Consider the following 18,742-nt stretch of genomic DNA (forward strand, 5'->3'; position numbering starts at 1 on the left):
TACAGCCAACTTAAATGACAAGGAGGTGAAGCTTGCCCCTGCAGCGACCTGATCTAGCGCGGGAGTACGCGCAACAAGCGGCCCTGCGGGTGGTCCGTCAGCAGATAGAGCCAGCCGTCCGGTCCCTGGCGGACGTCGCGCACCCGTTCGCCCAGCGACTGCAGGTGTTGGGTTTCTCGGAGCACAGTGCCGGCGAAAGGTGCACTGAGCTCCAGGCGGGCGAGATAACCGAATTTGAGGGAACCCACGCCCAGATTGCCAACCCAGTCTTTTCCATAGCGCTGACTGGATACGAAGGCCATGCCGGAGGGGGCGATGGATGGCGTCCAGAAATACAGCGGCTGTTCCATTCCCGCTTGGGTTGTAATGCCGGCGCCGATTTTTCCACCACCGTAATTTTCGCCATAGGTAATCACCGGCCAACCGTAATTGCGGGCGGGTGCTATCAGGTTGATTTCGTCACCGCCTTGGGGGCCGTGCTCCATCTCCCAAAGCCTGCCGTCCGGAGCCTGCACCAGCCCTTGAGGGTTGCGATGGCCGTAGCTCCAGATTTCCGGGAGCGCACCGGTTTTGCGTGACTCTGGAGTGGCAAACGGGTTGTCCGCCGGTGCCTTGCCATCCTTGAGGATGCGGATGACTTTGCCGTGGTGGTTGTTCAGTGTCTGGGCGTCTTCCTTGCGGCTGAAGCGTTCACCCAAGGCGAGGTACAGGGTGCCATCCGCCTTCCCGTTGCGTTGGCCTTCGACGATGCGGCAGCCGAAATGAGCGCTGCTCTGAACCTTGGGTTGTTGCCGGAACAGCACCTGTAGCTCTGTCAGTTGGCTGCCATCCGGGCTCAGGCGTGCACGTGCAAGCGCTGTGCTGTTGCCGCCTTCCCCTGCCTCGGCATAGCAAAAGTAAATCAGCCGGTTGTCCGCAAATTCGCTGTCGAGCTGCAGGTCCAACAGGCCGCCTTGTCCCCGGGCGTCCACCCTGGGAAGCCCCGTTATCGGAACCCCTATTCGACCTTGGGCATCCACAATACGGAGACGGCCGGGGCGCTCGGTCACCAGAAACCGACCGTCCGGCAAAAACGCCAAGGCCCAAGGGTGCTCCAGTCCTTGCGCCACGGTCTCGGTGCGCAGTGATTCTGCGTGCCCCAAGGGGGTTGCGAAGGCGAGACAGAGTGCCAGGCATGCGCCCCCAACACTCCACCGGCCGACATACGGTTTGACCCACGCAAAGACTGAAAATTTCATCTAAACCGACCTCCAGCGCCCGCTGAATATGCGCGAGAAGCTATAAAAACAATAGCGGAGCTTCTCGCCAGATGAACTTATAGCTTTTTGAGTCTTTCCAATGCCAGTTCCAGGGTTTCATCCTTTTTGGCGAAGCAGAAGCGCACGACCCGTTGATCGAAGCCGTTGCCGTAGAAGGCGGAGAGCGGAATCGCTGCCACGCCCACTTCGCGGGTGAGCCACTGGCAGAAGTCCGCCTCGTTGAGGTCGCTCACTTCAGAAATGTCCACGCACTGAAAGTAACTGCCTTGGCTGGGCAGCAGTTTGAAGCGGGTGCTGGCCAAGCCTGCGCGGAACAGGTCGCGCTTGGCGCTATAGAACGCCGGCAGGTTCACATACGGTGCGGGGTCGCCCAGGTAGGCTGCCAGCGCATGCTGCACCGGGGTGTTGACCGTGAACACGTTGAACTGGTGCACTTTGCGGAACTCGGCAGTCAATGCTGCGGGTGCCACGACAGTGCCCACTTTCCAGCCGGTGACATGGAAAGTTTTGCCGAAGCTGGACACCACAAACGCCCGCGCCGCGAGGCCCGGAAAGCGCGAAGCACTCTCGTGAGGCTGCCCGTCGAACACCATGTGCTCATAGACCTCATCACTGATGAGCAGGATGTTGGTGGGGGCCAGCAGGTTTTGGAGGGCCAGCATCTCGGAGCGGCTCCACACTGTCGCACTCGGGTTGTGGGGCGTATTGATCAGGATGGCGCGGGTCTTGGACGTGATGGCCGCGCTGATTTTGGCGAAGTCGGGCCGGAAGGTACCGGGCGTCAGGGGTACACGCACCACGACGCCCCCGGCCAGTTCGATGTTGGGCACGTAGCTGTCGTAGCAGGGTTCCAGCACGATCACTTCGTCGCCCGGATGCACGATGGCCAGAATGGCCGTGATGATGGCCTGTGTGGCACCTGCGGTGATGGTGATTTCACTGTCGGGCTGGTAGATCTTGCCGTGCAGGCCGGCAATTTTGGCCGACACTGCCTGCCGCAAGGCCGGCACACCGGTCATGGGAGGGTACTGGTTGTGCCCCGCCTGCATGGCAGATGTCACTGCATCAACTAGTTTGGGGTCACACGCAAAGTCTGGAAAGCCTTGACCGAGATTGACCGCCTTGTGTTCGGCGGCGAGCGCCGACATGACGGTAAAGATGGTCGTGCCCACATTCGGCAGGCGGCTGGTGAACGAGGGTGTAATCGCAGTGGTCATGATTTCACAGCTCATAGTCGTTGACATGGCCTTCCATGGCCTTGGCGATCAGGGCGCGGTTCAGGCGGCTGCTGAGCAACTCGGCAAAAGTGAACACGAAGTTGCGCAGGTAAGCACTTCGCTTGAAGGCCACGCGCGTGACGTTCTGGCCGAACAGGTAGCCGGCAGGCCGTACCACCAAGCCGCCGCGGGCACCGTTATTCTCCATGTCTTCCACCACATCGGTCACCGCCATTTCGGCGGCAATGCCGATGCCCAGGCCCAGGCGCACATAGGTCTTGATCACGTCGGAGTCGATGGCTTCCAGCGATATGCGGGGCTCCAGCTTACGGGCTTCAAAGGCTTGATCGATCTTGGTGCGGCCAGTGAAAGACGGGTGGTAGGTGATCAGCGGCTCTGCGGCTACGTCTTCCAGGGTGACGCGTTCCTTCTGGGCCAGCGGGTGGTCCGTGGGCAGCACCAACACGTGTTGCCATTCGTAGCAGGGCAGGGTCACCAGCTCGGTGTAGTTGGAGAGCGATTCGGTGGCGATGCCGATTTCGGCCACATCGTCGATCAGCATGCGCGCCACCTGGTCCGGGGCCCCTTGGTGCAGGCTGACGTTCACTTTGGGAAAGGCGGTGCGCAACTGGGCCACTTTCTCGGGCAGCACATAGCGCGCCTGGGTGTGGGTGGTGGCGATCGACAAGGTGCCGCTGTCCTGGGAGCTGTACTGCTCGCCGATGCGTTTGAGGTTGTTGACCTCGCGCAGGATCAGTTCAATGCTTTTGAGCACATGTTGACCGGGTTCGGTGATGCGCTTGAGGCGCTTGCCGTGCCGGGCGAATATGTCTATGCCCAGCTCTTCCTCCAGCTCAATGATCGCTTTGGACACCCCCGGTTGCGAGGTATGCAGCGCCTTGGCGGCTTCGGTGAGGTTGAGGTTGCGTCGCGCAGCTTCTTGAACGAAGCGGAATTGGTGGAGGTTCATATCGAATTCCAACTAAAGATGGAATTCATTATGCCTCAGGGGTATTGCTTCAAGCCGGGCTGAGCGCTATTTTTGCCAGCATGTCCAGAAGGCGCGAATCTTCACCCACTGCGGCCTGCAAGTGAAAGGTCACTGTTGGATGTTGCGCCTTCAGTTGCACCACCAGTTCCGGCAAATCTTCTCGTGCATGGCGCCCCACACCCAGGAACATGGGAACGATGGTGATTTGATTCACCTCCTTGGCGACCAGCCTAGATACCGTGTCCGGCAGGTCCGGCTGGCTGAGTTCCAGGTAGGCACAGGTGACTTCCACATTGGCAGACTGCGCGCGTATGCGCTCAGCTACCGCCTCCATGGGTTTGTGCCAAAGAGGGTCGCGGGAGCCATGCGCAAACAGCACGATGGCGTTGCGGGGAGAGGAACTTGTCATCGTCGGAGTACCAGCCAGGTGAAGGCAGCAAGGGAGAAGAAGGAGTAAATCAAACCCGGGAGCGCCGCCGTAATCCACGGCTGCCAGCCCTGCAGGTTGCCCAGGTCATTGAGCACGTTGTTCAACAGCACAAAGCTGATGCCCGCCATCACGCCGCCAAAGGTGTAGCCCGCTATGCTGCCGGAGCGGAAATGCAGGTACGCAAAGGGGAGCGACAAGACCACCATCACCAAGCAGCTCAGCGGATAGAACACCTTTTTCCAGAACTGGATTTCGTACTTCTGCGCACTTTGGCCGTTGGCGTTGAGGTGGCGGATGTATTGGAAGAGATCAATAGTGCCCATGCGTTCGGGGCGAAGCACGGCTGCAGCCACCATTTCAGCGCTGATTTGGGTAGGCCAGCGGAAGATCTCAAAAGCCACCCGGTCTACCTTGGAGACCTGGTCGGGCCCGCTGGTGAATTCGGTGCGCACACCCTGCGTCAGCATCCACGATTCGTCATCGCCGAAGGTGCCGGCTTTGGCTTCCGTCAAGGACACCACTTTGCCTTGGTTGTCGAATTCATAGACGCGTACATCTTTCAACGTCGCGTCAGACGACAGCGCCCCCACATTGACCGAGTAACTGCCATACGCCTGCCGCTCTTTGAGCCAAGCACCCGTCTTGCCGACACTGATCTTTCCCTGAAAACGGGACTTCAGCAGTTGCGCAGTTTTGTCAGCCAAGGGGGCGACATAGTCGCCAACTGCAAAAGTGAACAGGACAAAGCCCAAGCCCAGCGCGAGCAAGGTGCGCAGTGCCCGCCAAGGGCCGAGGCCACTGGTGCGCAGAATGGTGAATTCCGAGCTGCGCGCCAAGCGTGCCATCACAAAAATCGTCCCGATCAATACCGTGATGGGAAAGAGTTCATACACGTGGGCAGGAATCATCAGCGCAACATAGATAAGCGCCTGGGGAACCTGGTAGCCGCTGGAAGCAATGCGGCTGACAGACTGCAATTCTTCGACTACGTCAAAGAAAAAGAACAGCGCCATGAAGCCCAGTGTCACCAAGGTCACTGCGGTAATGACCTCCCCGTACAGGAGTTTGCGCAGTGTCTTCATGAGTGGCACCCGGCAACCGTTTTTCGGCGGGGCAGGCGCAGGGTCCAGTGGTTGTGCCGTTTGGCAAGCCACAACATGGAAAGCAGAAAAACGCCGCCGTGCAACTGGAGCAGCATGGGAATGAGCTCCGCCTTACCGTTCTCCACCCAATTCTTGCCAAGCACCAACAGGTTGAAATACACCACAAACGCCAGAAACGCGAAGATGAGGTTGGTGCTGCGTCCGGCTCGCGGATTTGCTCCGGCGGCCGCTAAACCGATCCAGATCAGGTTGAAAGCGGCCAGTGCCAAACCGGCACGCCAAGACAATTCCCCCATGTGCAAGGCCGAAGGCGTTTGCACGAGCTCCAGCGTGGTCTTCGCGTTGGAGGGCGCATAGTCCCGCGCTGAGTTGTCATCGGCGCCGACCCTGGCTCCGTAGCGCTCGAAAGTGCTCAGGGTCATGTCGTTCTTGCCGGAACTTCGCTCCAAGCGCTGACCGTTTTGCAACACCAGAAATTTGTCGCCGTTCATCACTTCCACAGTGCCCGATCGAGCGCTCGTAATGGTTTCCTTGTTGCCCTCATGGGTGGCAATGAAGACGTTCTTGCCGGTCTGCTGGCCTTTGCTGTCTTTCTCGATAAAGAAAACCCGGTCGCCATTGCCGGACTCCTGAAACTGGCCGGGTTCAATGCGGGCGATGTCTCCACGCTTGTCGTACTTGTCCCGCAGATCTTCAATCTTGCTGAAAGACCAAGGCAGGATCAAAAAAGCCAAAGCAAGGATCACGACCAATACGGGCCAGGCAAATCTCATGAGCGGGCGCACCAGGCCCAAGAGCCCACGGCCACTGCCGAACCAGATCACCATTTCACTGTCCCGGTACATGCGGGTCACCACACTCAACACCGAAATGAACAGGCTCATGGACAGGATGGTGGGCATGTCCGAGAGCACCGTGTAACCCATGATGATCAGGACATCCGCCGGATTGAAGGTGCCGCGCGAAGCCTCGCCCAAGGTGCGCAACAAGGTCATGGTCATCACGACCGTGACAAGCACCACCAGGGTAGCCCCGAAACTGCGGCCTAATTCTTTGCGGATGGAGGAATGGAATAACATTGTGCAGAACGAAAGCGTGAATTATGAACTTTGAACTCAAGCCTCTGAACCTCGTCGCCCTTGCCAACGAAAAAGCTGATTTGCTGATCCTGCTGGTCGCGCAGGATTTCAAGGCCGGCAAAGATGAATTGTCTGTGCTAGTGGCCCAAACCCTGAAGCAGGGGGACTTTGCCGCCAAGCCGGGCACCGTGCTCTCGCTGTACCGGCCAGTGCAATTCAACGCCACCAAGGTGGTGCTGGCAGGAATCGGCGAAGGCCGTGCGCGCCAAGTGCGCAGTGCGCTGGCTGCCTGTGCGAGCGCCCTGAAGGCCACCAGTCTCAAAAAGCTGGTGGTAGCGTTTGCCGCCCCCGCGCAGGAGGATGCAGTACGCGCGGTACCTCTGGCGGTTGCAGATGCGAGCTACGTCTATACGCACACCAAATCCAAGCCTGAGCCCCGGACTTTGCAGAAGGTTTTGGTGGCTGCCACCAATGCGTCTGAAGTGAAAGCGTCTTTTGATACAGGCGCAGCTACGGTCAGTGGTGTGGAATTTGCCAAGGAATGGGCGAATCGCCCTGCCAACTACGCAACCCCCACGCTGCTGGGGCAGGCCGCTCAAAGTTTGGCCAAGTTTGCCAAGATCAGTTGCGAGATACTTGGTCCCAAAGAAGTGGCCAAGTTGGGCATGGGCTCCTTCATGGCAGTGGCACAAGGTTCCGACGAGCCCTTGCGCTTCATCGTGCTGCAGTATTCCGGAGCTCCCAAGGCACAAGCGCCCGTGGTTCTGGTGGGGAAGGGCATCACGTTTGATAGCGGCGGCATTTCCATCAAGCCTGCGGCTGAAATGGATGAAATGAAGTTCGACATGTCGGGTGCTGCCAGCGTGTTGGGAACATTCCGGACTCTGGCAGAGCTCAAGCCCGCCATCAATGTGGTCGGATTGATTCCCGCCTGTGAGAACCTGCTCAATGGCAAGGCGGTCAAACCCGGGGACGTTGTCACCAGCATGAGCGGGCAAACCATTGAAATATTGAATACCGATGCCGAAGGGCGCTTGGTCTTGTGCGACGCTCTGACTTTTGCGGAGCGCTTCAAGCCTGCAGCCGTGGTTGACATTGCCACACTGACAGGCGCTTGCATGGTCGCTTTGGGCGGCGTGCGAAGCGGCTTGTTTGCCAACAAGCCGGAATTGGGTGATGCATTGTTCCATGCGGGTGAGGTCAGTGGTGACCTGTGCTGGCGCCTGCCCCTGGACGATGACTATGCAGAAGGCCTAAAGACCAACTTTGCGGATGTTGCCAATGTCGCCGGACGTGCGGGCGGGGCCATCACCGCTGCCAAGTTTTTGCAACGATTTGCCGACAAATACTCTTGGGCTCACCTGGATATCGCCGGGACTGCATGGAAGAGCGGCGGTGCAAAAGGCGCTACCGGCCGTCCTGTGCCCCTGTTGGTCGAGTTTCTTTTGAGCCGGGTTGCAGGCAAGTGACTGACATCGCGTTCCATTTCGGTGCGCCCAACAAATTGGAATATGTGGGGCGCCTGCTGCGCAAAGCAGTAGCAAGGGGTGCCCGGTTGACGGTCCTGGCACCACCTGCGCAGGTGCAGTACCTTGATGCGAGCCTGTGGGCTACCTCTCCCACCGATTTTCTGGTGCACGCCGTTGATGACGGGCAAGAACCGCATGCGATGTGCCCGGTAGTTTTGACGTCCAGGGTGCACGGTGCGTTGAAAAACCATAGCGTATTGGTGAATTTGACGACCGCGGTGCCGGCTGATTTCGTTCAGTTTGAGCGGGTGATCGAAGTGGTATCCGTAGACGATGACGACCGGGCTTTGGCGCGCAACCGATGGAAGCAGTATGTGCAGCAAGGTTACGAGATTCAGCGGCACGATCTGAAGCTGAAAGGGGCTGAGTGATGCAGGCACCCAAGGCGACCCCGAGGTTTTTGCCGACCTTGACTGAGGTTGTAAAGCCATCGGCACCTCTTTCTGAGGAGCCCATGCAGCCGTCGGCTGAACCGCCCGTGCCAAGTCCTTTGACTCAAGATGCGTTGGTGGCTGCGGTGATGGAGCGTCTGTTACCCAATCTGGAGCACCAGGTGCAGAATGCTTTGCGACAGAGCTTGCAGGCTCAGTTGGAACTGCTTTTGCCGGCTGTGATGGCGGACCTCGAAAACGCAGTGCGTTCCGCGGTCAGAGAAGCTACCGCCCATTCTCGAGATGCCAACCACTCGTAGTGCATGGTGTGGGGCATTGCGTGCTCAGTCGCACGGACTTTTTCTAAAAAGTTTTCGCTGGAGTCCGGAATGCGCAAAATTACGGGCTAGAATACGAGGCTCTGGAGCGGTGGATGAGCGGTTTAAGTCACACGCCTGGAAAGCGTGCGTGGGGTAAAACCCACCGCGGGTTCGAATCCCGCCTGCTCCGCCAGAAAACAGACAGCCCGTAGCGCGTTAGCGTTACGGGCTTTTTTGTTGCCCGCCGTGTTTGACCTATTTGCTGGACTGCACCATCTTCATGGCGGTCGCGATCAGGCCGGACACCTCGCTCATATTGCCGGGGATGATCAAGGTCGTGGTCGCATCGGCGGCCACCTTGCCATAGGCGTCTACTGCGCGTTCGGCCACCTTGAGTTGTACCGCCTGTTCACCCCCGGGTTGCCGGATGGCCGCTGCAATGCGTTCGATGGCGGAGGCCGTAGCTTCTGCTACCGCAGTAATCGAGGCAGCCTCACCTTGTGCGCTGTTGATGGCTGCCTGCTTTTCGCCCTCCGAACGCGCGATGAAGGCCTCGCGTTCGCCGGTAGCGATGTTGATCTGCTCCTGGCGACGGCCTTCGGAGGCCGCAATCAATGCGCGTTTCTCGCGTTCAGCCGTGATCTGGGCCTGCATGGCATGCAGGATCTCTTTGGGCGGCGTCAGGTCCTTGATTTCATAGCGGAGCACTTTCACGCCCCAGTTCAAGGCCGCCTCGTCAATCGCTGCGACGACCTGGGCGTTGATGATGTCTCGCTCTTCAAAGGTTTTGTCCAGCTCCAGTTTGCCGATGACCGAGCGCAAGGACGTTTGCGCCAGCTGAGAAATCGCGACGATGTAGTTGCTGGAGCCGTAGCTGGCCCGCATGGCATCAGTGACCTGGAAATACAGAATGCCATCTACCTGCAGTTGGGTGTTGTCCTTGGTGATGCAGACCTGACTGGCGATATCGAGCGGGATTTCCTTCAGCACATGCTTGTAGGCCACCTTGTCGATGAAGGGCACCAGAAAGTTCAAGCCGGGGGTGAGGGTGCCGTGGTACTTGCCGAGCCGCTCAATCACCCAGGCATGCTGCTGCGGCACTACCTTGACGGAGCGCGTCACAAAAATCACGGCGATAACCAAAAGTACGATTGCGATTTCCATAGGGTTTCCTTCTTACAATTTGTCGACCAACAGGCGGTTGCCCACCATTTCTGCCACGCGGTGCGCTCCCGGTACCGGAATGACTCCGGTGCGATGAATAGCGGTCCAATGGGCTCCACGGTACTGAACGCTGGCGGTGCCATCCGGATTCCAAGCGTTGATTTGCACGGTTTCACCGATATCGAGGTTGACGTTGGGGTTCGCCTGGGCAGGGGGCTCGTCGTTCCGGCGGGTCCGTTTCAAGTGCCATGCTGCCACCGCGCCGCCGCCTACAACAGCTGCCAGCACGAGTTGTGTGGTGACAGTGGCACCGGCATGGGCCGCAAGTGCTGCTGCCACGGCTCCCGCTGCCAACATGAGCAGGTAAAACGTGCCAGTGAGCAGCTCAATCGCCACGATGGCACCTGTGAGCAGCCACCAGAGGGTGGGTTCTGACATGGGGCGGACTCCGGTTGTATTGATGACGCCACATTGTGGGCCAATTGAATGACCGTGCCGCGGACTTGCCGCAATAAGTCCTTACACTTCGCGCCTGTTTGCCTTTTTTAGCCCGTCGTTGGAGCCTTTCGATGAAGTTTCGCTTTCCCATCATCATCATTGACGAAGATTTCCGTTCGGAAAACACGTCGGGCTTGGGCATTCGTGCCCTGGCACAGGCTATCGAGTCGGAAGGGTTCGAGGTTCTGGGCGTAACCAGCTATGGCGATTTGAGCCAGTTCGCCCAGCAACAAAGCCGCGCAAGTGCTTTCATTTTGTCGATTGACGATGAAGAGTTCACCCCCGGTCCGGATCTGGACCCTGCGGTGTTGAACCTGCGCCACTTCATTGAAGAAGTGCGCCGCAAGAACCTGGATGTTCCGATCTATGTGTATGGCGAAACGAAGACCAGCCGCCACATTCCCAACGACATCCTGCGCGAACTGCATGGCTTCATTCACATGTTTGAGGACACGCCCGAGTTCGTTGCGCGCCACATCATCCGCGAGGCCAAGGGCTATCTGGAGGGCGTGCAGCCTCCGTTTTTCAAGGCGCTGCTGGATTACGCCGAAGACGGTTCCTATAGCTGGCACTGCCCGGGGCATTCGGGAGGCGTTGCCTTCTTGAAGAGCCCGGTGGGGCAGATGTACCACCAGTTTTATGGTGAAAACATGCTGCGCGCCGACGTGTGCAATGCGGTGGAAGAGCTGGGCCAGTTGCTGGACCACAACGGAGCCATCGGTGCCTCCGAGCGCAATGCGGCGCGGATTTTCAATGCGGATCACTGCTTCTTTGTGACGAACGGCACCTCCACCTCCAACAAGATGGTGTGGCACCACACGGTAGCGCCCGGTGACATCGTGATCGTGGATCGCAACTGCCACAAGTCCAACCTGCACGCCATCATCATGACCGGGGCTATTCCCGTGTTCCTGAAGCCTACGCGCAATCACTTCGGCATTATCGGCCCGATTCCGCAAAGTGAGTTTGAGCCGGCGACGATTCAGGCCAAGATCAAGGCAAACCCTTTGCTCAAAGGCGTGGACACCAAGAAAATCAGGCCGCGCATCCTGACGCTGACGCAGTCCACCTACGACGGCGTGCTTTACAACACCGAAACCATCAAGAGCATGCTCGACGGCTACGTGGAAAACATCCACTTCGACGAAGCCTGGTTGCCGCATGCGGCGTTCCACCCGTTCTACGGCACCTACCACGCCATGGGCAAGAACCGCGCGCGTCCCAAGGAGGCCGTGGTGTACAGCACGCAATCCATCCATAAGCTGCTGGCCGGTATCAGCCAGGCCAGCCACGTGTTGGTGCAGGACTCCCAGACTGTCAAGTTGGACAAGCACTTGTTCAATGAGGCCTACCTGATGCACACCTCCACCAGCCCGCAGTACAGCATCATTGCCAGCTGCGACGTGGCCGCCGCCATGATGGAGCCACCCGGTGGCACGGCCTTGGTGGAAGAAAGCATTGCCGAGGCTTTGGATTTCCGTCGCGCCATGCGCAAGGTGGACGAAGAGTACGGCGACGACTGGTGGTTCAAGGTCTGGGGACCGGACAAATTGGCCGACGAAGGCATCGGCAAGGCCGCTGACTGGATCATCAAAGGCGAGTCCAAGAGCGCAAAGGCCAACTGGCACGGCTTCGGCAAGCTGGCCAACGGCTTCAACATGCTGGACCCGATCAAGTCGACCATCGTGACGCCCGGTCTGGACCTGAATGGCAAGTTCGCCAAGACCGGTATTCCGGCTTCGATCGTGACCAAGTTTTTGGCTGAGCACGGCGTGGTGGTCGAGAAGACCGGCCTGTACAGCTTCTTCATCATGTTCACCATCGGCATTACCAAAGGCCGCTGGAACAGCATGTTGACCGCGTTGCAGCAGTTCAAGGACGACTACGCCAAGAACCAACCCATGTGGCGCGTGTTGCCTGAGTTTGTGCAGAAGTATCCGCGCTACGAGAAGATGGGTCTGGCGGACTTGTGCCACCACATCCACCAGCTGTACGCCAAGTTCGACATTGCCCGCCTGACCACCGAGGTGTACCTCAGCGATCTGGTGCCCGCCATGAAACCCAGTGATGCCTATGCGCACATTGCCTTGCGTAAGACCGAACGTGTGGAAATCGACCACCTGGAAGGCCGCGTGTCAGTGGGCATGGTCACGCCATATCCACCCGGTATCCCTTTGCTGGTGCCTGGCGAGGTGTTCAACAAGAAAGTGGTGGACTACCTCAAGTTCTCGCGCGAGTTCAACGCCCAGTGCCCCGGTTTTGAGACCGATGTGCACGGTCTGGTAAGTGAAGTGGGAGAAGACGGCAAGGTCCGCTACTACGCTGACTGTGTGAAGGCTTGATTCACCCCTAAGGGACAGGAGTCCGATAGAAAAGAGCGCCGGCAGATCAATCTGCAGGCGCTCTTTTTTTGATAGCTGCCCGCGCACACTCCATGGGCGCGAGCGGTGTGTTTGATTTAAATTTCTGCGGTCACGCCCATGGTCTGGCTGTAGCCGCCGTCCACGTAGGTGATCTCAGCAGTCACGCCACCGGCCAAATCGCTCAGCAAGAAAGCAGCAACATTGCCTACATCCTCAATCGTCACGTTGCGACGGATGGGGGACGCGCCGGCCACCATGTTCAGCAACTTGCTGAAGTCCTTGATGCCGCTGGCAGCCAGTGTCTTGATCGGACCGGCGCTGATGCCGTTCACGCGAATGCCCTTGGGGCCCACGGCCTCCGCCAGGTAGCGCACGCTGGCTTCCAGTGAGGCCTTGGCCAAGCCCATGGTGTTGTAGTTGGGGATGATGCGCTCGGCGCCCAGGTAAGACAGTGTCAGCAAAGCCGCTTTGGGTGTCAGGTAGGGCATGGCCGCCTTGGCCATCGCCGGGAAGCTGTAGGCGCTAATGTCGTGCGCGATTTTGAAGTTCTCGCGGGTCAGGCCGTCCAGGAAGTTACCTGCAATCGCTTCGCGTGGCGCAAAGCCGATGCTGTGTACAAATCCGTCAAAGGTAGGCCAGTGAACAGACAGGTCCTTGAACAACTGGTCGATCTGTTCATCGTTGCCCACATCGCAGTCAAAAACCAGCTTGGAGTCGAAGTCGGCCGCAAACTCGGTGATGCGTTCTTTGAAACGCTCGCCTACATAACTGAAGGCCAATTCGGCGCCTTGTTCTTTGCACGCTTTGGCAATGCCGTAGGCGATGGAGCGGTTCGACAACACTCCGGTGATCAACAACTTCTTGCCTGCTAAAAAGCCCATATCGTCCTCATAAAAATGCGTGGTCTGGTGCAGAATTGTCTCATGCGGAAATGGGTGGCATTACTGTGGAGTTTCATGGCGGGCAGCGCGTGGGCAGCGCATGGCTATGCACTCTGGGGCGACCTGCAATATCCGCCGGGCTTTGCCCACTTCAGTTATGTCAATCCGGCCGCACCCAAAGGTGGTGAGTTGCGGCTGGTCAGCAACTTACGAGTCTCCACCTTCGACAAGTACAACCCGTTCACAGTCAAGGGCTCGGCGCCTGCCTACCTCAGCAGCCTGATGTTTGACAGTCTGCTCGCCGGCGCATTGGATGAGACCGCGGCAGGCTACGGGCTGCTCGCCAAAGACGTGAGCGTGTCAGCAGATGGCTTGAGCGCCACCTTTGTATTGCGGACTGAAGCGCGTTTTCACAATGGCGATCCGGTGCTCGCGCGCGATGTGAAGCACAGCTTTGACATGCTCAAAGGCCCGCTGGCATCCCCCGGGTTTCGGACCCTGCTGGAAGACGTGCTGGGGGTGGATGTGCTGGATGAACGCACCGTGCGTTACCGCTTTGCCAAGCCCAACCGCGACCTGCCGCTGACCGTGGGCGGACTGCCAGTCTTCAGCCACCGATGGGGCGAGGAGGGTGGCAAGCTCAAACCCTTCGACCAGATCGTGATGGATATCCCCATCGGCAGCGGGCCTTACAAAGTGGGCCCGGTGAACTTCGGCAAAGACATTACCTATGTGCGTGACCCGCAGTATTGGGCGCGTGATCTGAACGTGCGCCGGGGTACCGCTAACTTTGACCGCATCACGGTCAAGATTTACAAAGACAGCACGGCCCGCCTAGAAGCCTTGAAGGCCGGCGAGTTCGACCTGATGCGTTTCTTTTCTGCCGGTGACTGGGCGCGACGCGTCACCGGGCGCAAGTTCGACAGCGGTGAGTTGGTCAAAGCGGAGTTCAAACACCGGTTGCCCACGGGTTTCCAGAGCTACGTGCTCAACACCCGCAAGCCCTTGTTACAGGACGTGCGGGTGCGCCAAGCCCTGGGGCTGGCGCTGGACTACGAGTGGATGAACCGCCAGATGTTTTACGGCGCCTACCAGCGCGTGCAGGGGCTGTTCGGCAACACCGACTGCCAGGCCACCGGTCTGCCCCCAGAGCAAGAGTTGGCACTGTTGAATCCGTGGCACGGCAAAGTGCCGGAGGCTGCTTTCGGCGCTATGGCGATCGCCCCTCGCACCGATGGCGAAGATTCTCTGCGCAATAACTTGCGCAAGGCGCAAGCCTTGTTGAAAGACGCCGGCTGGACCTACCGCGACGGCGCCTTGCGCAACGCCAAAGGACAGGCGTTTGAGTTGGAGTACCTGGACAGCAATGAGGCCGGTGCACGGGTGGTGACTCCGTGGGCGCGTAATCTGGAAAAAATCGGCGTCACGCTCAAGTTCCGTCCGGTGGACTTTGCGCTGTACCAGCAACGACTCCAGAAGTTCGATTTCGACATTACTTCCATCGCCTTTGCAGGCACCCAGAATCCCGGTCAGGAGTTTGTGGATTTGTTTAGCAGCAAAGCGGCAGACCAGGAAGACTCAGGAAATTTGAGTGGCATCCAAAGTCCGGCCGTGGACGCGTTGATTCAGCACATGACCAGCGCCAAATCCAAGGCTGCTTTGTTGCCCGCCTGCCGCGCGCTGGACCGGGTAATTGCCCACAGCCATGTCCTGGTGCCCCAGTGGTCTGCAGCCACGCACCGTATTGCTTACAACGCTTGGCGCTTGGAGAAGCCAGCGCAGATGCCACCTTATGCCCAGGGCGAGGGTTGGGCCATTGACACCTGGTGGGCCAAGCCATGATGGTCTATACCCTCAAGCGCTTGTTGTTGATGCTGCCCACGCTGTTCGGCGTGCTGTTGCTGACCTTTGTCGTGGTGCAGTTTGTGCCCGGAGGGCCCGTGGAGCAGTATCTGGCGGAAGCCAAGGCAGGTGCCGGCGTGGGTGCGGAAGGGGGCATCAGTTATCGAGGCGCCCAAGGGGTAGACCCCAAGCGTTTGGAGCAGGCCAAAGCGCTTTATGGTTTTGACAAACCGGCCCCCGAGCGCTTCTGGCAGATGCTTACCCAGTTCGCCCGCTTTGATCTGGGTACCAGCTTTTTCCAGAACCGCAAAGTCTCTGAGCTGATCTGGGAGAAGCTGCCGGTCTCCATGAGCTTGGGGCTGTGGACCTTCTTTCTGAGCTACGGCATTGCGGTCCCGCTGGGCATTGCCAAGGCGGTCCGCGCGGGCTCCCGGTTTGATTTGGTGACCAGCATCGTGGTGCTGGTGGGCTTCGCCATTCCCGGTTTCGTGCTGGGCGTGGCGTTGCTGGTGGTGTTTGGCGGGCAGTTGCAGTGGTTTCCGCTGCGCGGGCTGGTATCGGCAAATTGGGAGAGCTTGTCCTGGGGCGCCAAAGTGACGGACTACCTCTGGCACATCGCCATGCCGGTCACAGCCATGGTGATGAGCAGCTTTGCCACCATCGCGATGCTCACCAAAAATTCTTTTTTGGAAGAAATCGGCAAGCAGTATGTCTTGACCGCCCGTGCCAAAGGTCTGCCAGAGCGCAAAGTGCTGTGGAAGCATGTGATGCGCAACGCCTTGATTCCCATCGTGACCGGGTTCCCGGCTGCGTTCATAGGCGCATTTTTCACGGGGTCCCTGCTGATCGAGACCCAGTTTTCGCTCGATGGCCTGGGCCTCTTGAGCTACGAGAGCGTGATCCGGCGAGACTACCCTGTCGTCATGGGCACCTTGTACCTGTTTACGCTCATCGGCTTGGTGACCAAGCTGGTGTCAGACCTTTGTTATGCCTGGGTGGACCCGCGTGTTACCTTTGAATAATCCCGGCCCCGCACTGCGCGCCTGGCGGCGCTTTCGCAGTAACCGACTGGGCTTTGCCAGCCTGATCATTTTTTGCGGCTTGGTGGTGCTGAGCCTCGCAGCAGAACTGGTGTCCAACGACAAGCCGCTGGTCGTGGTCTATCAAGGCACGACCTATTGGCCTTTGGTGAAGGATTACCCGGAAACCACCTTCGGCGGCGACTTCGCCACGCCGACCGACTACCTGGACCCTTTCATCCAGCAAAAGTTTTCGGAGCCTGGCAACTGGGCGCTGTTCGCCCCCAACCGCTACGGCCCCAAGACACTGAATTACTTTGCGACCGCGCCCAACCCGGCACCGCCCAGCGCCGCCAATTGGCTGGGCACGGATGACCGGGGCCGTGATCTGCTGGCTCAGCTGCTCTATGGCTTCAGGGTCAGCGTGTTGTTTGCGTTGGCGCTGACCGTGACCGGTGTTTTGCTCGGCATCCTGACAGGTGCGATTCAGGGCTTTTTTGGCGGCAAAACAGACCTGGTGTTTCAGCGTTTCATCGAAATCTGGAGCTCCATGCCGGAGCTTTATCTGTTGATCATTTTCAGTGCCCTGTTTGCCCCCAGTGTGGGCCTGCTGCTGATTTTGCTGAGCCTGTTTGGCTGGATGGGCTTGTCCGACTATGTGCGGGCCGAGTTTTTGCGCAATCGCCAGCTGGATTACGTGCGCGCAGCCAGAGCACTGGGTGTGTCCAACCGGGCCATCATCCTGCGGCATATCCTGCCCAACAGCTTGACGCCGGTGGTGACCTTCCTGCCATTCCGCATGAGTGGGGCGATTCTGGCGCTTACCTCTTTGGATTTTTTGGGCCTCGGCGTTCCGCCCGGTACCCCTTCTCTGGGCGAGTTGTTGTCCCAAGGGAAAAACAATATTGACGCCTGGTGGATTTCGTTGTCCACGTTTTGTGTGCTGGTAGTGACCTTGCTATTGCTCACGCAGATGGGCGACGCGCTGCGTGACGCCCTGGACCCCCGGAAACAAGACACATGAGCAAGCCAACTGCCTTGTTGAGCGTACAGGAGCTGCGGGTGGCATTCGGCCATCGTGAGGTGGTTCGTGGCATCCGCTTCGACATCCAGCCGGGGGAAAAGCTGGCGCTCGTGGGAGAGTCCGGCTCCGGCAAAACCATCACGGCTTTGAGCTTGCTGGGTTTGGCGCAAGGTGCCGGCGTGACGGGGCGTGCGGACTTTGCGTCTAGTTCCGGCCCAGTGGATTTGTTGGCCCTGCCGGAGCGGCAGCTGCGCGGCATTCGCGGACAGGACATCGCCATGGTGTTTCAGGAGCCCATGACGGCGCTGAATCCGGTATTCACTATCGGCAGCCAGATTGCAGAGGTTTTAGAGGAAAAACAAGGTCTGGCGCCCAAGGAGTCTGCGCGGGCAGCTATTGAATTGATAGCGGAAACGGGCATTGACGACCCTGCGCGGCGCGCGAACGCCTATCCACACCAGCTCTCAGGCGGCCAACGCCAGCGCGCGATGATCGCCATGGCTTTGGCCTGCGCCCCCAAATTGCTGCTGGCGGATGAGCCCACGACAGCGCTGGACGTGAGCGTGCGGCAACAGATTCTGGATTTGCTCACTGACTTGCAACGACGCAAGGGTATGGCTGTATTGCTAATCACCCATGATTTGCATCTGGTCCGCAAGTTCGCAGATCGCGTGGCGGTGATGGAAAAGGGTGAAATCGTGGAGCAGGGCACAGTGGCGGAAGTGTTTGCACGGCCCCAGCACGCCTACACCCGCCAACTCTTGGACAGCCTACCGGTGCGTAATGTGCCTGTCGTGGCACCCGGTGCACCCTTGTTGCTCGATGCCAAATCGGTCCAAGTGACCTACCCCATTCCCAAGCCGGGTTTTCGGGGGTGGTTCTCCAGCGGACGATTCACCGCGGTGCACTCCGCCGACTTCCAGTTGCATCGCGGCGAGACATTGGGTGTCGTAGGGGAGTCAGGCTCTGGGAAGTCCTCCTTGGCGCTGGCGGCTCTGGGTTTGACGGCTTTTGAGGGTGTGGTCCAGGTAGATAGCAAGTCGTGGTCCGGCAAGGCCGCGCGTGATGTTGGGCTGCGCAAACAGGTGCAAGTGGTTTTTCAGGACCCGTTTTCTTCCCTCTCGCCACGGATGACGGTGGAGGAGCTGGTGGGCGAGGGTCTGGATGTGCATATGCCTGACTTGGCTGCAGACGCGCGGCGTCAGCGCGTGTTGACCGCGCTGGAGGTGGTCGGCATGGGAGAGCAGCAGTTTCCCGCCATTCTGCAGCGCTACCCCCATCAGTTCTCCGGTGGGCAACGCCAGCGATTGGCGATTGCACGGGCATTGGTGCTGGAGCCCTCCGTCATCGTGCTCGACGAGCCCACCAGCGCCTTGGATGTCACCATGGCGCAGCAGGTGTTGCGTCTTTTGCAGTCACTCCAGAAAGAGCGCGGCTTGGCATATCTCCTGATTACCCATGATGTGGCGGTCATCAAGGCCATGGCGCACCGGGTACTGGTGATGCAGGGGGGCAAAATTGTTGAATCCGGTAGTGTTGAAGCCGTGATGGAGGCACCTGTGCACCCTTACACGGTCAAGCTTCTCGCGGCGAGTGCGTAATTTCCTTAAGAATCAAGGGACTTAGCGCGCTTTTCGAGTACAATCCAAAGC

The 18,742-nt window shown here is 58.9% G+C and carries 17 protein-coding genes and 1 tRNA gene; 9 read left to right on the top strand and 9 right to left on the bottom strand.

Translation table 11 applies throughout. The features are described from left to right. Positions 1 to 53: 53 nt before the first annotated feature. From AEP_RS01695 to lptF, 6 genes are all read right to left on the bottom strand, one after another. A complete protein-coding gene (locus AEP_RS01695; RefSeq protein WP_232459903.1) occupies positions 54 to 1,142 on the bottom strand; it encodes a PQQ-dependent sugar dehydrogenase in 1,089 nt (362 codons plus the stop codon). A 173-nt stretch (positions 1,143 to 1,315) separates the two neighbouring features. After that, positions 1,316 to 2,476: a pyridoxal phosphate-dependent aminotransferase gene (locus AEP_RS01700; protein ID WP_087497135.1), complete on the bottom strand. Its 1,161-nt coding sequence runs from the start codon at positions 2,474 to 2,476 to the stop codon at positions 1,316 to 1,318. A gap of 4 nt (positions 2,477 to 2,480) precedes the next feature. Then, entirely contained in the window at positions 2,481 to 3,446 is a 966-nt protein-coding gene (locus AEP_RS01705; protein ID WP_087493788.1) for a CysB family HTH-type transcriptional regulator, read from the bottom strand. Between the two features lie 49 nt (positions 3,447 to 3,495). After that, the gene (locus AEP_RS01710) at positions 3,496 to 3,876 is read right to left on the bottom strand and encodes a sirohydrochlorin chelatase (protein WP_087493789.1); all 381 of its coding nucleotides are present in this window, start codon (positions 3,874 to 3,876) and stop codon (positions 3,496 to 3,498) included. Next, positions 3,873 to 4,979, bottom strand: a complete 1,107-nt coding sequence (gene lptG, locus AEP_RS01715) for an LPS export ABC transporter permease LptG (protein ID WP_087493790.1) — start codon at positions 4,977 to 4,979, stop codon at positions 3,873 to 3,875. The genes AEP_RS01710 and lptG overlap by 4 nt, the downstream gene beginning before the upstream one ends. Further along, positions 4,976 to 6,079 (bottom strand): LPS export ABC transporter permease LptF, encoded by a 1,104-nt coding sequence (lptF, locus tag AEP_RS01720; RefSeq protein ID WP_087493791.1) that lies wholly within the window; start codon positions 6,077 to 6,079, stop codon positions 4,976 to 4,978. The genes lptG and lptF overlap by 4 nt, the downstream gene beginning before the upstream one ends. A 23-nt stretch (positions 6,080 to 6,102) precedes the next feature. Here lptF and AEP_RS01725 point away from each other — a divergent pair, with 23 nt between their 5' ends. The 4 genes from AEP_RS01725 (at position 6,103) to AEP_RS01740 (ending at position 8,492) form a co-directional block, all read left to right on the top strand. Then, the gene (locus AEP_RS01725; protein WP_087493792.1) at positions 6,103 to 7,548 is read left to right on the top strand and encodes a leucyl aminopeptidase; all 1,446 of its coding nucleotides are present in this window, start codon (positions 6,103 to 6,105) and stop codon (positions 7,546 to 7,548) included. Next, a complete protein-coding gene (locus tag AEP_RS01730; RefSeq protein WP_087493793.1) occupies positions 7,545 to 7,979 on the top strand; it encodes a DNA polymerase III subunit chi in 435 nt (144 codons plus the stop codon). Before AEP_RS01725 ends, AEP_RS01730 begins: the two co-directional genes overlap by 4 nt. Positions 7,980 to 8,062: 83 nt before the next feature. Further along, complete coding sequence (locus AEP_RS01735; protein ID WP_087493794.1) at positions 8,063 to 8,299, top strand: hypothetical protein; 237 nt, start codon at positions 8,063 to 8,065, stop codon at positions 8,297 to 8,299. A 103-nt stretch (positions 8,300 to 8,402) separates the two neighbouring features. Further along, positions 8,403 to 8,492: transfer RNA gene (locus AEP_RS01740), tRNA-Ser, on the top strand. A gap of 62 nt (positions 8,493 to 8,554) precedes the next feature. On the opposite strand, the gene AEP_RS01745 is transcribed toward AEP_RS01740, so the two are convergent. Together AEP_RS01745 and AEP_RS01750 are read right to left on the bottom strand one after the other, a co-directional pair. After that, entirely contained in the window at positions 8,555 to 9,463 is a 909-nt protein-coding gene (locus tag AEP_RS01745) for an SPFH domain-containing protein (protein WP_087493795.1), read from the bottom strand. A 12-nt stretch (positions 9,464 to 9,475) separates the two neighbouring features. After that, the gene (locus tag AEP_RS01750) at positions 9,476 to 9,901 is read right to left on the bottom strand and encodes an NfeD family protein (RefSeq protein ID WP_087493796.1); all 426 of its coding nucleotides are present in this window, start codon (positions 9,899 to 9,901) and stop codon (positions 9,476 to 9,478) included. Positions 9,902 to 10,032: 131 nt separating this feature from the next. Between AEP_RS01750 and AEP_RS01755 the strand changes: the two genes are divergently transcribed. Next, positions 10,033 to 12,303, top strand: a complete 2,271-nt coding sequence (locus AEP_RS01755) for an arginine/lysine/ornithine decarboxylase (protein ID WP_087493797.1) — start codon at positions 10,033 to 10,035, stop codon at positions 12,301 to 12,303. Between the two features lie 116 nt (positions 12,304 to 12,419). On the opposite strand, the gene fabI is transcribed toward AEP_RS01755, so the two are convergent. After that, positions 12,420 to 13,205, bottom strand: a complete 786-nt coding sequence (gene fabI, locus AEP_RS01760) for an enoyl-ACP reductase FabI (protein ID WP_087493798.1) — start codon at positions 13,203 to 13,205, stop codon at positions 12,420 to 12,422. Between the two features lie 42 nt (positions 13,206 to 13,247). Between fabI and AEP_RS01765 the strand changes: the two genes are divergently transcribed. The 4 genes from AEP_RS01765 to AEP_RS01780 are packed head-to-tail and all read left to right on the top strand — an operon-like array spanning position 13,248 to position 18,691. Next, positions 13,248 to 15,047 carry an extracellular solute-binding protein gene (locus tag AEP_RS01765; RefSeq protein WP_087493799.1) on the top strand — a complete coding sequence of 600 codons (1,800 nt, stop codon included), beginning with the start codon at positions 13,248 to 13,250 and terminating at the stop codon, positions 15,045 to 15,047. After that, complete coding sequence (locus AEP_RS01770; protein WP_087497136.1) at positions 15,044 to 16,069, top strand: microcin C ABC transporter permease YejB; 1,026 nt, start codon at positions 15,044 to 15,046, stop codon at positions 16,067 to 16,069. Before AEP_RS01765 ends, AEP_RS01770 begins: the two co-directional genes overlap by 4 nt. Beyond that, the gene (locus AEP_RS01775; RefSeq protein WP_087497137.1) at positions 16,035 to 17,090 is read left to right on the top strand and encodes an ABC transporter permease; all 1,056 of its coding nucleotides are present in this window, start codon (positions 16,035 to 16,037) and stop codon (positions 17,088 to 17,090) included. The genes AEP_RS01770 and AEP_RS01775 overlap by 35 nt, the downstream gene beginning before the upstream one ends. Continuing rightward, a complete protein-coding gene (locus AEP_RS01780) occupies positions 17,087 to 18,691 on the top strand; it encodes an ABC transporter ATP-binding protein (RefSeq protein WP_087493800.1) in 1,605 nt (534 codons plus the stop codon). The genes AEP_RS01775 and AEP_RS01780 overlap by 4 nt, the downstream gene beginning before the upstream one ends. The last annotated feature ends 51 nt before the right edge of the window (positions 18,692 to 18,742 follow it).

The sequence above is a fragment of the Curvibacter sp. AEP1-3 genome, assembly GCF_002163715.1.
Classification (GTDB): Bacteria; Pseudomonadota; Gammaproteobacteria; order Burkholderiales; family Burkholderiaceae_C; genus Allorhodoferax.

Bases quoted from the DNA above. Each gene is read 5' to 3' on its own strand.
- AEP_RS01700 (WP_087497135.1), bottom strand. From the start codon at position 2,476: ATGACCACTGCGATTACACCCTCGTTCACCAGCCGCCTGCCGAATGTG.
- AEP_RS01705 (WP_087493788.1), bottom strand. From the start codon at position 3,446: ATGAACCTCCACCAATTCCGCTTCGTTCAAGAAGCTGCGCGACGCAAC.
- AEP_RS01710 (WP_087493789.1), bottom strand. From the start codon at position 3,876: ATGACAAGTTCCTCTCCCCGCAACGCCATCGTGCTGTTTGCGCATGGC.
- lptG (WP_087493790.1), bottom strand. From the start codon at position 4,979: ATGAAGACACTGCGCAAACTCCTGTACGGGGAGGTCATTACCGCAGTG.
- lptF (WP_087493791.1), bottom strand. From the start codon at position 6,079: ATGTTATTCCATTCCTCCATCCGCAAAGAATTAGGCCGCAGTTTCGGG.
- AEP_RS01725 (WP_087493792.1), top strand. From the start codon at position 6,103: ATGAACTTTGAACTCAAGCCTCTGAACCTCGTCGCCCTTGCCAACGAA.
- AEP_RS01735 (WP_087493794.1), top strand. From the start codon at position 8,063: ATGCAGCCGTCGGCTGAACCGCCCGTGCCAAGTCCTTTGACTCAAGAT.
- AEP_RS01745 (WP_087493795.1), bottom strand. From the start codon at position 9,463: ATGGAAATCGCAATCGTACTTTTGGTTATCGCCGTGATTTTTGTGACG.
- AEP_RS01750 (WP_087493796.1), bottom strand. From the start codon at position 9,901: ATGTCAGAACCCACCCTCTGGTGGCTGCTCACAGGTGCCATCGTGGCG.
- AEP_RS01755 (WP_087493797.1), top strand. From the start codon at position 10,033: ATGAAGTTTCGCTTTCCCATCATCATCATTGACGAAGATTTCCGTTCG.
- fabI (WP_087493798.1), bottom strand. From the start codon at position 13,205: ATGGGCTTTTTAGCAGGCAAGAAGTTGTTGATCACCGGAGTGTTGTCG.
- AEP_RS01765 (WP_087493799.1), top strand. From the start codon at position 13,248: ATGCGGAAATGGGTGGCATTACTGTGGAGTTTCATGGCGGGCAGCGCG.
- AEP_RS01770 (WP_087497136.1), top strand. From the start codon at position 15,044: ATGATGGTCTATACCCTCAAGCGCTTGTTGTTGATGCTGCCCACGCTG.
- AEP_RS01775 (WP_087497137.1), top strand. From the start codon at position 16,035: ATGCCTGGGTGGACCCGCGTGTTACCTTTGAATAATCCCGGCCCCGCA.
- AEP_RS01780 (WP_087493800.1), top strand. From the start codon at position 17,087: ATGAGCAAGCCAACTGCCTTGTTGAGCGTACAGGAGCTGCGGGTGGCA.